This is a genomic window from Streptomyces sp. NPDC020884 (assembly GCF_044333935.1).
GTDB lineage: Bacteria > Actinomycetota > Actinomycetes > Streptomycetales > Streptomycetaceae > Streptomyces.
Map to the genome: position 1 here is coordinate 907134 of NZ_JBIRRY010000002.1, position 11992 is coordinate 919125.

An 11992-nucleotide genomic window follows, 5' to 3' on the forward strand; every position below is an offset into this window, starting at 1 on the left:
TCACCCGGAGATCTTGAGTGAGGTAGTGCCGAAAGTCGGCAAGGTGAAGTCGACTTCCATCGTCTCCTGGGGAGGCGCCGGGAACTGCATGAAGACTGACGCCGACTCTCCAGGGGACAGCGGAACAATGGCAGTCGTGCAGAGGCATCTGCCGTCGGTGTCACGAAGCACGTAGTAGTTCTTCTTGCCCCTCTTGTCCACCAGCGTTGCCCCGGCGACCGAGTTGGGGTTCTTCGCTACCAGCGCGGACTCCTGTCCGACCCAGTTGGACGTGTTCTGAGTGCTGCTACCGCCATTCTTGATTTCACCCTGCACGGTCACGAAACCGCCGGAGTCGCGCTTGACCTGGCTGATGACCAGCGTCAGCCCATTCTGACCACGAGCCTCCGCGAGCTTGGCGTTCGCGTCCACGTTCTCGCCCGCAGCCGTGTCCTCCTGCTGCGACCCGCCCTTGTCCTCGGAGGGGCTGGCTGGGGCGGACGGCGCGCTGGAGCCCTCGTTGCCGGGCTCGTCGCCTCCGTCGTCGCCACAGCCGGCGAGCGTGAGGGCCAGGGCGGCCGTCACTGTGACAGCCGCCATCGCCCTTCTGGTCGTCGTGGTCCGCCGCATGCTCATGGTCCGATTCCTCTACTCGTCGTTCGCTTCGCTGTCACTGATCGACCAACCGCACGTCAAAGAGGGTTCTGCTCACGCTCTCCCACGGTGGCGGGCTGCCGGGCGCGATCTCGAGAATCTTGCCGTTCCGGCAGGTGAAGATGAAGAGGTCCTGGACTCCGTCACTGTTGAAGTCCACAGCTTTGGGGTTGGGGCAGCGGAATTCGATGAGCGCGGTGGCCTTGGCCTTGGCCCTCTTGTTCTTCGAACCGGGGAGCACCGGCGAGTCCACCGGCTTGCGCCCCTTGACCTCGACCGTGATCCGGTCGCGCAGGTACCCGGGGGTCGGATAGCAGAGCTGCTTGTCCGCATCGTTGGCGGAGGCCAGCCGCTGCGCCTCGGAGCAAGGCGCGACGAAGGGCTTGACGAGGAAGGCGTCCAGCAGGTTGCCGGGCAGCGAGGCGTAGAAGCCGGGCCCGAAGTTGGTGCGTGCCTGCTGGGCAGCGGCAAGCGCGGCGGCGTCCGCCGCGCCCTGGGAACCGTTGCGCAGGGCCGAGGCTTTACCGACCGCGAAGAACGCCAACGCAAGGAAGAGCAGGCCCGCCACCATCATCACGTAGATGGGGAAAGCCTGCCCGCGGTCCTTGCGCAGAAAGCGAATCACTTCGCCGTGATCGAGTTCACCAGCCCCTCGATGCGCTTCGAGATCGCACCGCCGATGCCCGTTGCCACGATCGCACCGATGATCGCCACGACCACCAGAATGATCCCCAGGTACTCGAACGCCGTCTGACCCCGGTCCTTCGCCGCGTAGCGCTTCTGGATGCTGCTGACGGCGGTGTTGGCCCATCCGTTCACACGGACGGCGGCCTTCAGGGTGATGTCCGACATGGTGTTCCCCTCCTGGTTCGGCCGACCGGGTGCCGGCCGACTCGCACGTTTCTGCGGTGTCGCCCCCGATACCGGCTTCCTCCCGGCCGGTGCCGTTGGCGACGTGAGAAACATAGGGGGAAATCATCGCTTGCCCAGAGGGCCCGTGGGCCCATTCCCGGGCCCAAAAGCCTTTCTGGGCCCTCTCGTTGCGAGATCGCTCGGTCATGGCTGCCGCCCGGGGTACCGGGGCGCGGTGCCGAGCCAGTGGGCGATGGCCTCGCTGCGAGTGGCGCTGTGGAGCTTCGTGAAGATGCGGTTGATGTGGTTCTTGACCGTCTTCTCACTGATGAAGCAGGTGGCGGCGATCTGCTGATTGCTCATTCCGGACGCAATCAAGTCCATCACCTCCACCTCCCTCGAACTCAGCCCGTACTGCTGCCTGTTGGGGGCGGGTACCGGCCCCCCGGATACAGAAGACTGTCCCACAACTGGTTGCAGTTGCGAAAGGCTTTCCGAAGGTTCGGAGGCGCGTGAGGGCGGTGGGGCCGGCGCCGTCGCCAGTGCCGAGCCCAGGCCCTCGGGGAGCGGGCCCCGCTGGGGCGGCGTGCCGTGGCGCATATGGGCCAGGAGGGCGTCCGCGGCTGTGACGGTGAAGTTGGCACGGCCGTCCTTCGTGTCGCGTACCGCCTGGACCAACTGGTTCGCCGTGAACTCGCCGTGCACCAGGTAGCCGCCCGCGCCCAGGCGCAGCGCCTCGTGGACGATCTCGCTCTCACGGCTGTACGTGAGCATCAGCACGGGCGCGATGCCGACCAGGTGCGGCAGGGCGGAAATACCGTCCACGCCGGGCATGCGGACGTCCAACAGAACGACGTCGGGACGCTGTTCGAGCGTCTTCTCGTACGCCTCCCGGCCGTCCGCCGCCTCCGCGACCACCTGGATGTCCGCCCGGCCGGACAGCAGGACGCCCAGGCCTGCCCGGACCACCGGGTTGTCGTCCGCGACCACCACCCGGAGGCGTTCGACGGCCGGGGCGGTGGGCCCCGGGGGGAAGGGGGACGGGGACTGGATCGCAGTGTGCTGGGGCCCGGGGTTTCCGGCGGGGCCGGGGGTCGGGGTGAGCGGGACGTGCGACGCCATGTGCTGGGGGGCGTGGTGGTGAACCGTCGCCCCGTAGTGGTTCGGCGTGGGGAAGACATCGTCCGGCATGCTGCGACCTCCTCTCAGGGTCGGGGTCATGGGTGGGGGGTCGTGACGTTCTCGGGCGCGGGTACAGGTGCAGGTGCGGGTGCGGGTGCGGGTGCGGGTACGGACGACGGCGGTGGTGCAGGGGAGAGCGGAGGTGACGGCGCGGGAGCCGAGCGGGTGTTCTCCTCGGCTGCCGGGCCCGTCAGCGCCGCCAGCGGCAGTTCCACCCGCACCTCCGTGCCCTTCTCCGCCCGCCCCCTCCCGATCCGGATGCGGGCCCCGATGGACGCGGCCCGCTCCACCATGCCGACCAGGCCGAAGTGGCCGGCCCGGCGGAGGGTGTCGAGCGTTGTTCCGACGGGCAGGCCGCGCCCGTCGTCATACACGCTGACGCGGAGCACTTCGCCCTTCACGCCCGCGAGGACGATCAGGTACGTCGGGCTCGCGTGGCGGTGCGCGTTCTCCAGGGCCTCGGAGGCGACGGTGAGGAGTTGCCGGGCGACCGCCTGCGGTACGGGAGGGATCGGGGTCCCCTCGGCGAGGCGGCGGAACGTGGCCGTGATCGGGTGGCGGGCGGTGAAGTCCTGGACCTGGGCGGACAGTTCCGCGACCAGGTCGACACCGCCCTCCAGTCCCTGTTCCCGGCGCAGGTCGCTGAGCAGTTCCCGGGACTCGGCGGCAGCCCGGCGCGCGGCGCGGGCGACCAGTTCCGCCTGGAGCCTCACGGTGGGCGGGTCCATCCGGTCCGCAGAGCTCGCCAGGCCTTCGGCGGCCAGCGCCAGGCCGTGCAGGGTCTTGGCCACCGAGTCGTGCATCTCCCGTGCGAGGCGGGTGCGTTCGCCCTCCACCGCCTCGTTCACCGCCAGCCGCGCCCGGGTCTCGGTGAGCGCCTGGGTGGCCGCCCCGAAGCGCAGGAGCAGATTGCGCAGGGTGACCCCGACCGCCCCGGCGATCACGCAGAAGCCGGGCAGGAGGAGTGCCGTCGCCCCGCCCGCCTCCAGTTTCGGGACGCTGGCGTACACGCCGACGACGATGATCACCTGAAGCGCCGCGAAGACCGCCGCGCCGCGCCAGCCGTGAACCAGGCCCGCCAGCAGCGGGGTGCAGACGGTGACGTACGCGAGGGTCGACTCGGGCGTGGCGGTGATCAGCAGCAGGGCGCCGAAGAACGCGTCGACGCCCAGGAGCCAGGGGTGCCGCAGGAGGACCGGTCCGAAGCGCTCCCAGTCCCGGAACAGGACGTACGAGCCCATGAAGGTCACCAGGATCGCCGAGCCGATGAACCAGGTGGGCAGGCCGGGGGCGGTGTGGCTGATGGCGTACGGGGTTGCTATCGCGATCATCGCCAGCCGGAAGCCGAAGACCTGGCGGCACATCGCCTGGAGGGCGTTGACCTGGATGGCGAAGGCCGGGCGGGCCGGGGTGCCGGCGTGGGCGCGGGTCAGTTCCGCGGTCAGTCCGGGCTGCGCGCCGCTGAGCTGGTATGCCATGTGCCTGTCACCTCCGTCTCCAGTCCCGTCGGCGCCCGAAAGTCCCCGCGTCCTCCCTCGTTCCCGTCGTCCCCATCCCGCCCGTCGTTCATGTCATCCGCCCGTGAGGAACGCGAAGTCGACGTCGGCTCCGTACACGAATCCGACCGTCAGGAGAACGAGGGTGCCGGGCAGCAGGAATGTCGTCACCGCGAACGTGGCCTTGGGGACCGCCCTGGCCGCCTTGCGGCGGGCGTTCTGGGCGTCGGTGCGGCGCATGTCGTTGGCGATCTGGATGAGCGTCTCGACGATCGGCGCGCCCAGCTCCTCACCCTGCTGGAGCGTGGTGACGAACATGGCCACCTGCTCGGAGTCGTTGCGCCTGCGCAGCTCCTCGAAGGCCTCGCGGCGGCTGACGCCCATGTCCATCTGCCGCAGGGTGATGCGCAGTTCGTCGGACCAGGGGCCTTCGTACTTCTCCGCCACCCGGTCCAGCGCCTGCCGGAAGCCGAGCCCGGCGGAGACCACGACGGCGAGGACGTCCAGGAAGTCCGGCAGGGTGCGTTCGATGTGCTCGCGGCGGACCCGGATCGCCGACCAGATTCCCGCCTCCACCCAGAACAGGCCGAACGCGATCATCAGGAGGGCCAGGAGCGGCTGGCCGCGCAGGAGCATCGAGAACGCGCCGAGCAGGCCGAGTGCGCCGTAGACCGCGCGGCGCGCCGCGTAGCGGTCGATGGTGAGGCCGCCGGGGTTGCCCGCCAGGTCGATCTGGCGGCGCTTCTTGTTGACGGCCTTGGGGCCCATCATCCGCAGCACCATGGGGGCCCAGCGGATGCCGAGGCGGTCGATGCCGGAGCCGACCGCGCTGGTGCGGGAGGAGCCGGACTCCAGGGCGATGGCCAGGTCGCCGGGGAGTTTGGCGTCGGCCCGGTACATCCGTATGCCGTGAATGGCCCCGTAGACGGCGAGGCCGACGACCAGGGCTAGCAGTAGGTCCATGACGCTTCTTCTCCCAGCTCGTCAGACGTCGATACGGGACATGCGACGGATGACGACGAACCCGATCGCGTAGAGGACGATGGCCACCACCACCGCCGCCTGGCCGATGAACGCGCCCGTCATCCGGTCCAGCGCACCGGGCATGACCGCGTTCATCAGGAGCATCGCCCCGATGCCGAAGATGGGCACGGCGTAGGCGGTGACGGTGACCTGGGAGAGCTGGGTCTTGACCTCGCGGCGGGTCTCCTTGCGCTCCTCCAGGGTCTCGGTGAGGTTGCGCAGCGAGCTGACGACCGTACCGCCCGCCCGGTTGGAGAGGACCAGGGTCGTGACGAGGACGACCAGTTCGCGGGAGGGCAGGCGGTCGGTCAGTTCGCTCAGCGCGTCCTCCAGGGGCTCGCCCACCGCCAGCCGCCGTGCCACCCGGGCCAGTTCCTCACCGGCCGGGTCCTCCAGTTCCTCGGCCGCCATGGACAGCGAGGTGCGCAGGGCCAGGCCCGCCTGGGTGGCGTTGGCGAGGATGCGGGAGAGCTCGGGGAGCTGGTTGATGAAGCGCTCGGTGCGCTTGACCCGCTGCCAGTTGAGGAACGCGTTGGTGCCCCAGAGGCCGATCAGGGCGGCGACCGGGCCGAAGAACGCGGCGAGCATGGAGGAGGCGATCATCCAGAGCCCCGCCATCGCGACGAGCGCGTAGACGAGGAACTCGCCGGGTGTGATGTCCAGGCCCGTCGCGGCGAGCTTCAGCTCCAGCTTCCGGCCCAGTGCGGTGCCCCGCAGCCGGCGGTCCAGGCCCTTGAAGCGGCGGGCGCGGCCGGACTCGGGGATCTGTCCGACGTGGGAGAGCCGCTCGACGAGGGCGTCGCGGTCGGACTTGCCGCCGGAGTAGGAGTACAGGCCCATCACGCCGAGCACGCAGCACAGCAGCGTGACGCCGACGGTGACCAGGGGGAGGTTGACGTTGTCCATGGCTCGGTACCTAGTTGGCCTCTCGGGTGGCGAGCTGTTCGGCGGACTGGGCGACGCCGAACGCCTGCGGGATGGGCTGGCTGGCCAGGTAGAGGCGCTCGGCGAGCCTGCGGGGCAGCGGGAGGTACTGGAAGTCGCCGTGGATCCGGCCGTCGGCGGACATCGGCTGGGCGTTGAACCGGGCGACCGTGACGATGCGGTACGGGTCGCGGCCGTGCGAGTCCAGGATGGCGATCTCGGTGATCTTCCTGGCCCCGTCGGCGTGCCGGGTGAGCTGGACGATGACGTCGACGGCGCTGTTGATCTGGTCGTGCAGGGCCTCGAAGGGGATCTCGACCTCCGACATCGAGGCGAGGGTCTGCAGACGCATCAGCGCGTCCTCGGCGCTGTTGGCGTGGACGGTGGCCAGCGAGCCGTCGTGGCCGGTGGACATCGCCTGGAGCATGTCGAGGGACTCGCCGCCTCGGACCTCACCGACGACGATGCGGTCGGGGCGCATACGCAGGGAGTTGCGGACCAGGTCGCGGATGGTGATCTGGCCCTTGCCCTCGACGTTCGCCGGGCGGGACTCCAGCCGGATCACATGGCTCTGCTGGAGCTGGAGCTCGGCGGAGTCCTCGATGGTGACGATGCGCTCGGCGTTCGGGATCAGCCCGGAGAGCGCGTTGAGGAGGGTCGTCTTGCCGGTGCCGGTGGCCCCCGAGACGATGACGTTGAGCTTGGCCTGGACGAGGCCGGCGAGCAGCACCAGCATCTGTTCGTCCAGCGAGCCGAAGCCGATCATCTCCTGGAGGGTGAAGGAGCGCGGGAACCGCCGGATGGTAAGGGTCGCGCCGGTCAGCGACAGCGGCGGGATGATCACGTTGACACGTTCACCGCTGGGCAGGCGGGCGTCGACCATCGGGTTGGACTCGTCGACGCGGCGGTTGACGGTCGACACGATCCGCTCGATGGTCTGCATCAGCTGCTCGTGGGAGCCGAAGCGCATCGGGAGCTGTTCGACCCTGCCGTTGCGCTCGACGAAGATCTGGTCGGGGCCGTTGACCATGATCTCGGTGATGGACGCGTCCTCCAGAAGCGGTTCCAGGATGCCGAGGCCGAGCGCCTCGTCGACGACGCGGCGGATCAGCTGCGAGCGCTCCACGGTGGACAGGACCGGGCCCTCGCGGCTGATGATGTGGCCGAGGACGCGTTCCAGCCGGGCCCGCCGGTCGGCGGCGGCCAGCGAGGACATCTCCGCGAGGTCGATCTCCTCCAGCAGCTTGGCCCGGTAAGTGGCCACCATGTGGCCGTCCTCCCGTGCCCCGCCCTGCTCCTCCGGAGCGGTCATGCGTGCCCGCAGGCTCATCGGCGTAACTCTCCTCGGTGTCGGCGGGTGGTGCTGGTCCGGTCGGTCGGTGCGGCCCTCTCACAGGAGGGCCGGGTCAGAAGCCGAAGCCGGATTTCTCGTTGGGCATGGTCGTGCTCCGCTCGGCCCACCAGCCCTTCAGCCCCGGTACGACGGAGGGCACCTTGACCCGGACCGTGACGGTGATGTCCTGTCCGCCGCGCTCGCGGTAGCGGAATCCGCCGTTCTCCACCCAGTCGCTCACGGCGTCGCGGGCGTTGGACTGACCGCTGCCCCGGGCGTCCACGCTGGCTGCCGTACGGGCTCCGGCGCGGGATGCGGTGCCCGCCTGGTTGGCGGCGTACGCGGCGAGGCCGAGCTGGATGGCTCCCATCGCGACGAGGAGCAGGAGGGGGAGGAAGCCGAGGTATTCCATGGCGACCTGGCCCCGGTCGCCGTCACGATCCCGGGTCCGGGCGGGGTTTCCGTCTCCGCCGCTGTACGGATGCGTCGTCATCGCTGGTCCTCCCTCGGGGATCCGGCCTTGCCGGTGATCTCGGTGTCGAGGTCGAACAGGCCCGGCACCAGCACCGGGACCTTGAGCTTCACCGTCGCCTCGTACAGGCCGCTCCCGCCGCCGCACCGCACCGACGCCTTGTCCTCCCAGGCGTCGGGCAGGTCCTTCATCGCCCCCGCCCGGCACGCCGCTCCCGCCCCGTACTCCGCCCCGCTGCCCTTGCGCGCGCCCACGTCCGCCGCGTTGGCCGCGAGGCTGAAGGTGTAGCCGATCAGGGCGCACTCCCAGAGCACGAGCATGATCAGGATGATGAAGGGAGTCATGCCCAGGAACTCGACCGCGGTCTGCCCGCGATCCCGGTCCCGGCTCTCACGTAGGGCGGTGATCCGCCCCCGTATGCCGCTTCGTGCCGTCCTTGTGGTGGCCATCGCTCAACGTGTCCCCTCGGAGTCTCCGGGCCCGCGTCCGGAGCCGTCGCGCCGGCGGCGCGGGCGTCCGATCGAGCCCCGGTCGTTCTTCAGAGCGCCGCTGTTCCGCTTGACCAGGGCGCTGCCGCTCTTCTTCGCCGTCGCGCTCTCCTTGACGATGCCCAGCTCTCCCGCCAGGCCCCAGAGCGCTTGCTTGACCGTGCTCTTGGCGTCCAGTTCGTGCAGACGTCCGGAGTCGATGGACGCCTGGAGTTCCTTGAAGTTCGCGGGGACCGCCGCCGAGGCGACCCGGGTTCCGGTGATCTTCTGGATCAGCGGCGGCTGGATCTCGGTGTTGCGGGTGAAGCGGTTGACGAGGGTGACGGTCTCCTCGGCCTTGCGGATCTGGAGCCGTTCCCACATCCGTACGATGCGTTTCGCGCCGCGCACCGCGATCACGTCCGGGGTCGTGACCAGCAGCGCCACGTCCGCCATCTCGATGGCCGCCGCGTTGGCGCCGTTCATCTGGCCACCGCAGTCGATGACGACGATCTCGTAGCGGGTGCGCAGCGCGCTGACGATCTGGCGGGCCGAGCGGTCGCTGACCTCCTCGCCGCGCTCGCCCTCGCCGGGGGCGAGCAGCAGGGCGAGGCCGGTGGAGTGCGAGAACACCGCGTCGGACAGCACCCGGGGCGATATGTCGGTGATCAGGGCGAGGTCGACGAGGGAGCGCCGGAACTGGACGTCAAGGAACGAGGCGATGTCCCCGGTCTGGAGGTCCATGTCCACCAGCGCCACCGAGTGGCCCGACGCCTGGGCGGCCAGAGCTAGTTGGATGGCGGTGACCGTCGCTCCGACGCCGCCCTTGGCGCCGGTGACGGTGACCACCGTGCCGCCGGGGCCGGTGAAGACGTCGTTCCCGGAGGTGAGGTGGCGGCGTACGCCGGCGGACCACTGGGCGGCCGCCTGGACGCGGTTGGCCAGTTCCTCGTAGCTCAGCGGCAGGGTGACCAGACCGCGCGCGCCGGAGTCCATCGCGTCGGCGAAGAGGTTCGGGCTGGCATCCGCGGTGATCATGACGACTCCCACGGAGGGGAACCGCATCGACACCTCCCGGATCAGCTCCAGGGCCGGCACCGGGCCGATCCGCTCGTGGACCAGCACCACCTCGGGCAGTTCGTCGAGCGCCTCGCCCGCGAGGCGGGCCAGGGTGTCGATGAGCTGGGTGGAGTCCCCCACGGGGGTCGCCGGTTCGGCGTCGGGCAGCTGGCTGAGCAGGGTGGTGACCGAGCGGGCCGCGTCCAGGTCGCCGACGGCCGGGAGGATTCTGGTGGTCATCCGATCCTCACTTGTCCTTGTCGAGCGTGTAGGTGCGGTCCCCCGGACGGATGGTGCCGTCGCTGCCCGGGGCGACGAGCGCGAGGCGCACGTGCTCCGCGAAGGACTCGGCGTAGGCGACGCGCTGGGTGTCCAGGGTGTTGAGGGCGAAGGTGATCGGCACGGCCTCGGTGGCCCGGGTCCCCCGGTCGTCCGCGCTCGGGTCCAGGGCGGTGAGTTCGCCGACGTCCAGCACCTTGGCGTTGGAGACGATGACCTTGGACTGGGCCGTGGCGCCCTGCTGCTCCCCGGCGAAGGTGGCGTAGATGTTGACCGTCGCGCCCGGCGTGATCTTGCCGGCGACGCCGGTGGAGGCGTCGATCATGATGGCGATCTCCTGCTCACCGGCCCGGAGTTCGGGCTTGCGGACCATCATGTCCGACTGGAGCAGGGAGCCTTCGCGGAGTTCGGTGACCGCGATCTTCGACTCGACCTCCCGGAGGTCGGTCACGGCGTTCTCCGAGAGCCAGCGTTTGGGCATCTTGATCTTCTCGAACTGGCCGCTGTTCAGGGCTGTGTACGGAGCCACGTTGGTCTTCAGCTGGTACGCCGTCACCTCGGGTCCGACCTTCGAGTTGACGTCGCTGATCACCGAGAGCACGCCGGCGAAGGCCGCGAAGGCACACAGGACCGACAGGAGCAGGAGTATCACGCCGCGGCGCTGGCGGGAGTTCATGGTCCGGACAACCTCGTTCGAATCGGATGCGTGGGGACGGACAGCGGACGGAGGGAGCCGTGCGGAGGAGCGGAGGAGCGGGTGGAGCGGTGAAGCTGTGGTGCCGTCGTGCTGTGGTGCTGTGGTGCTGTGGGCGGTGCGGTCGGAGCCGTTCGTGGAGCGGTTACGCGCTTACATTGACGGGTGCGAGCCACTGCGGGAACGGCGGTTCGCGGGGCGGGGACGGTGGCGCTGAACGGTGTACGTGCGCGGGGACGCCCGGTGCGGGCGGTGCGGGGAGGAGCGGTCGCGCTAGGGGCCCGGTGACTCGTCGGCCTTGTGGTGGAGGACACCGGCGGAGAGCATGCGGTTCTCCGAAGCCGCGACCGGAGCGGAACAGAATGCGCAGCGGTCGCCGATGAGCTCCATGGCGCACCAGTGACACTTCTCCCGGCGTACGGAGGAGACCAGCTGGTAGAGCACGGACAGGTCCGGGAGGTGGGCGGCGAACTCCACCAGCTTTCCCGTGCCCCACCAGCGCGGTGAGTCGGCCGGGACAGAGGTGTCGTGAACGGCCTGGACCTTCCAGGCGGGGGCGAGGGTCTCCTGTACCCAGTCCGACTGCAGATTCCCCTTGGCCACCAGAAGATGCGTGCCGAAGTCCGGGCCCGCCGGCGGTTCGACGGTCGGGCCCACTTTGATCAGCTGCGGCTCGGGGCCGGCGAGCACGGCGAACTGGGAGCCGGGGACCCAGGACTTGGCGTGGGCCTTGAGGCTGACCGGGACCCGGTCCAGCCGGGCGACGGAGTTGAGGAGGGCGCCCGCGTAGATGTAGTGCGAGAGCAGCCGGGCGGCGGAGGCGACCACCCCGGGGCTGAAGTCGCAGATGGACAACTGCCGGAGCTGGCGCACCAGTACGGCGACGCCGAGGGGCGGGAGGTCGACCTTGACGAGGGCGATCCGGTCGCTCTCCAGCACCGAGCGGATGGAGTGGAGACGGCGCTCGTGCTCGGGGCGGATGCCCGAGGGATAGAGGGCGATCACATACCCGTGCTGTTCGAGCAGCAGGTGCATGTCGCCGATCGCCAGCTCCAGCACCTGGGCCTCGGGGGCCTGGAGCAGAGCCGCGGTCGGCGTCTGCTGATCCGTGGGCGGCAGCACCAGGTCTGCGCTCGTCACTGCTATTGCGGTCGGCACGCTCTTCCCCGTTTCGGCTCCGGTCGACGTCGGGCGTCGGCCGCAATCGCTCCTGCTCCGTGCTCCTGACCCAGCACTTTAGCCACGTCTCACCAGGCAGAGAACAGTTATCGGAGACCAGTACGTCAGCATGCGAACAGCGTTCCTACCGGGCCCGGGTGCTAAACGGGATGAAATCGATTCCGCCCAACTCCGCCTTCACTGCGGAGCGTTACCGCAGTCTGCGTCCGGTTCTCGATCGCGTATCCATTCGCGCACGTCAGCCCGGCTTCCGGGGCGCACGCCTCCCTTTTCGTAAGGGCGTTTCCGTAACCTTCCGAAGATCCGCCGCAAGATCACTCGTGCGGGGGGCGACGTACGGCCGCGAGGTCGTTCGGGGGCGAGAAATCCCCGACCCGGCACCCCTGTACGGGGGCGACC

13 protein-coding genes are annotated in these 11992 nt (G+C 69.6%); all 13 read right to left on the bottom strand.

Going from position 1 to position 11992, the window contains the following annotated elements; translation table 11 throughout:
* Positions 1 to 615: a hypothetical protein gene (locus tag ACH4UK_RS10710; RefSeq protein WP_398355654.1), complete on the bottom strand. Its 615-nt coding sequence runs from the start codon at positions 613 to 615 to the stop codon at positions 1 to 3.
* Positions 616 to 649: 34 nt separating this feature from the next.
* Positions 650 to 1258: a pilus assembly protein TadG-related protein gene (locus ACH4UK_RS10715; RefSeq protein WP_398355655.1), complete on the bottom strand. Its 609-nt coding sequence runs from the start codon at positions 1256 to 1258 to the stop codon at positions 650 to 652.
* Positions 1255 to 1485, bottom strand: a complete 231-nt coding sequence (locus tag ACH4UK_RS10720) for a hypothetical protein (RefSeq protein WP_398355656.1) — start codon at positions 1483 to 1485, stop codon at positions 1255 to 1257. The genes ACH4UK_RS10715 and ACH4UK_RS10720 overlap by 4 nt, the downstream gene beginning before the upstream one ends.
* A gap of 204 nt (positions 1486 to 1689) precedes the next feature.
* Positions 1690 to 2676, bottom strand: a complete 987-nt coding sequence (locus ACH4UK_RS10725; RefSeq protein WP_398355657.1) for a response regulator — start codon at positions 2674 to 2676, stop codon at positions 1690 to 1692.
* 26 nt (positions 2677 to 2702) lie between these two features.
* Positions 2703 to 4145 (bottom strand): sensor histidine kinase, encoded by a 1443-nt coding sequence (locus tag ACH4UK_RS10730; RefSeq protein WP_398355658.1) that lies wholly within the window; start codon positions 4143 to 4145, stop codon positions 2703 to 2705.
* 93 nt (positions 4146 to 4238) lie between these two features.
* Positions 4239 to 5126, bottom strand: coding sequence for a DUF5936 domain-containing protein (locus ACH4UK_RS10735; RefSeq protein WP_398355659.1), 888 nt, complete (start codon positions 5124 to 5126; stop codon positions 4239 to 4241).
* A gap of 21 nt (positions 5127 to 5147) precedes the next feature.
* Complete coding sequence (locus tag ACH4UK_RS10740) at positions 5148 to 6092, bottom strand: type II secretion system F family protein (RefSeq protein WP_398355660.1); 945 nt, start codon at positions 6090 to 6092, stop codon at positions 5148 to 5150.
* A 10-nt stretch (positions 6093 to 6102) separates the two neighbouring features.
* Positions 6103 to 7440 (bottom strand): CpaF family protein, encoded by a 1338-nt coding sequence (locus tag ACH4UK_RS10745; RefSeq protein ID WP_398355661.1) that lies wholly within the window; start codon positions 7438 to 7440, stop codon positions 6103 to 6105.
* 76 nt (positions 7441 to 7516) lie between these two features.
* Positions 7517 to 7936: a TadE family protein gene (locus ACH4UK_RS10750; protein ID WP_398355662.1), complete on the bottom strand. Its 420-nt coding sequence runs from the start codon at positions 7934 to 7936 to the stop codon at positions 7517 to 7519.
* On the bottom strand, positions 7933 to 8364 hold the full coding sequence (locus tag ACH4UK_RS10755; RefSeq protein WP_398355663.1) for a TadE family protein: 432 nt from the start codon (positions 8362 to 8364) through the stop codon (positions 7933 to 7935). The genes ACH4UK_RS10750 and ACH4UK_RS10755 overlap by 4 nt, the downstream gene beginning before the upstream one ends.
* A 3-nt stretch (positions 8365 to 8367) precedes the next feature.
* The gene (locus ACH4UK_RS10760; protein WP_398355664.1) at positions 8368 to 9681 is read right to left on the bottom strand and encodes a CpaE family protein; all 1314 of its coding nucleotides are present in this window, start codon (positions 9679 to 9681) and stop codon (positions 8368 to 8370) included.
* A 7-nt stretch (positions 9682 to 9688) separates the two neighbouring features.
* Positions 9689 to 10396, bottom strand: a complete 708-nt coding sequence (gene cpaB, locus ACH4UK_RS10765; RefSeq protein ID WP_398355665.1) for a Flp pilus assembly protein CpaB — start codon at positions 10394 to 10396, stop codon at positions 9689 to 9691.
* 291 nt (positions 10397 to 10687) lie between these two features.
* Positions 10688 to 11554, bottom strand: coding sequence for a hypothetical protein (locus tag ACH4UK_RS10770; protein WP_398355666.1), 867 nt, complete (start codon positions 11552 to 11554; stop codon positions 10688 to 10690).
* Between the last annotated feature and the right edge of the window lie 438 nt (positions 11555 to 11992).

Excerpts from the sequence above, each read along its gene's own strand:
- ACH4UK_RS10710 (WP_398355654.1), bottom strand. The coding sequence starts at position 615 with ATGAGCATGCGGCGGACCACGACGACCAGAAGGGCGATGGCGGCTGTC.
- ACH4UK_RS10720 (WP_398355656.1), bottom strand. The coding sequence starts at position 1,485 with ATGTCGGACATCACCCTGAAGGCCGCCGTCCGTGTGAACGGATGGGCC.
- ACH4UK_RS10725 (WP_398355657.1), bottom strand. The coding sequence starts at position 2,676 with ATGCCGGACGATGTCTTCCCCACGCCGAACCACTACGGGGCGACGGTT.
- ACH4UK_RS10730 (WP_398355658.1), bottom strand. The coding sequence starts at position 4,145 with ATGGCATACCAGCTCAGCGGCGCGCAGCCCGGACTGACCGCGGAACTG.
- ACH4UK_RS10735 (WP_398355659.1), bottom strand. The coding sequence starts at position 5,126 with ATGGACCTACTGCTAGCCCTGGTCGTCGGCCTCGCCGTCTACGGGGCC.
- ACH4UK_RS10740 (WP_398355660.1), bottom strand. The coding sequence starts at position 6,092 with ATGGACAACGTCAACCTCCCCCTGGTCACCGTCGGCGTCACGCTGCTG.
- ACH4UK_RS10745 (WP_398355661.1), bottom strand. The coding sequence starts at position 7,440 with ATGAGCCTGCGGGCACGCATGACCGCTCCGGAGGAGCAGGGCGGGGCA.
- ACH4UK_RS10750 (WP_398355662.1), bottom strand. The coding sequence starts at position 7,936 with ATGACGACGCATCCGTACAGCGGCGGAGACGGAAACCCCGCCCGGACC.
- ACH4UK_RS10755 (WP_398355663.1), bottom strand. The coding sequence starts at position 8,364 with ATGGCCACCACAAGGACGGCACGAAGCGGCATACGGGGGCGGATCACC.
- ACH4UK_RS10760 (WP_398355664.1), bottom strand. The coding sequence starts at position 9,681 with ATGACCACCAGAATCCTCCCGGCCGTCGGCGACCTGGACGCGGCCCGC.
- cpaB (WP_398355665.1), bottom strand. The coding sequence starts at position 10,396 with ATGAACTCCCGCCAGCGCCGCGGCGTGATACTCCTGCTCCTGTCGGTC.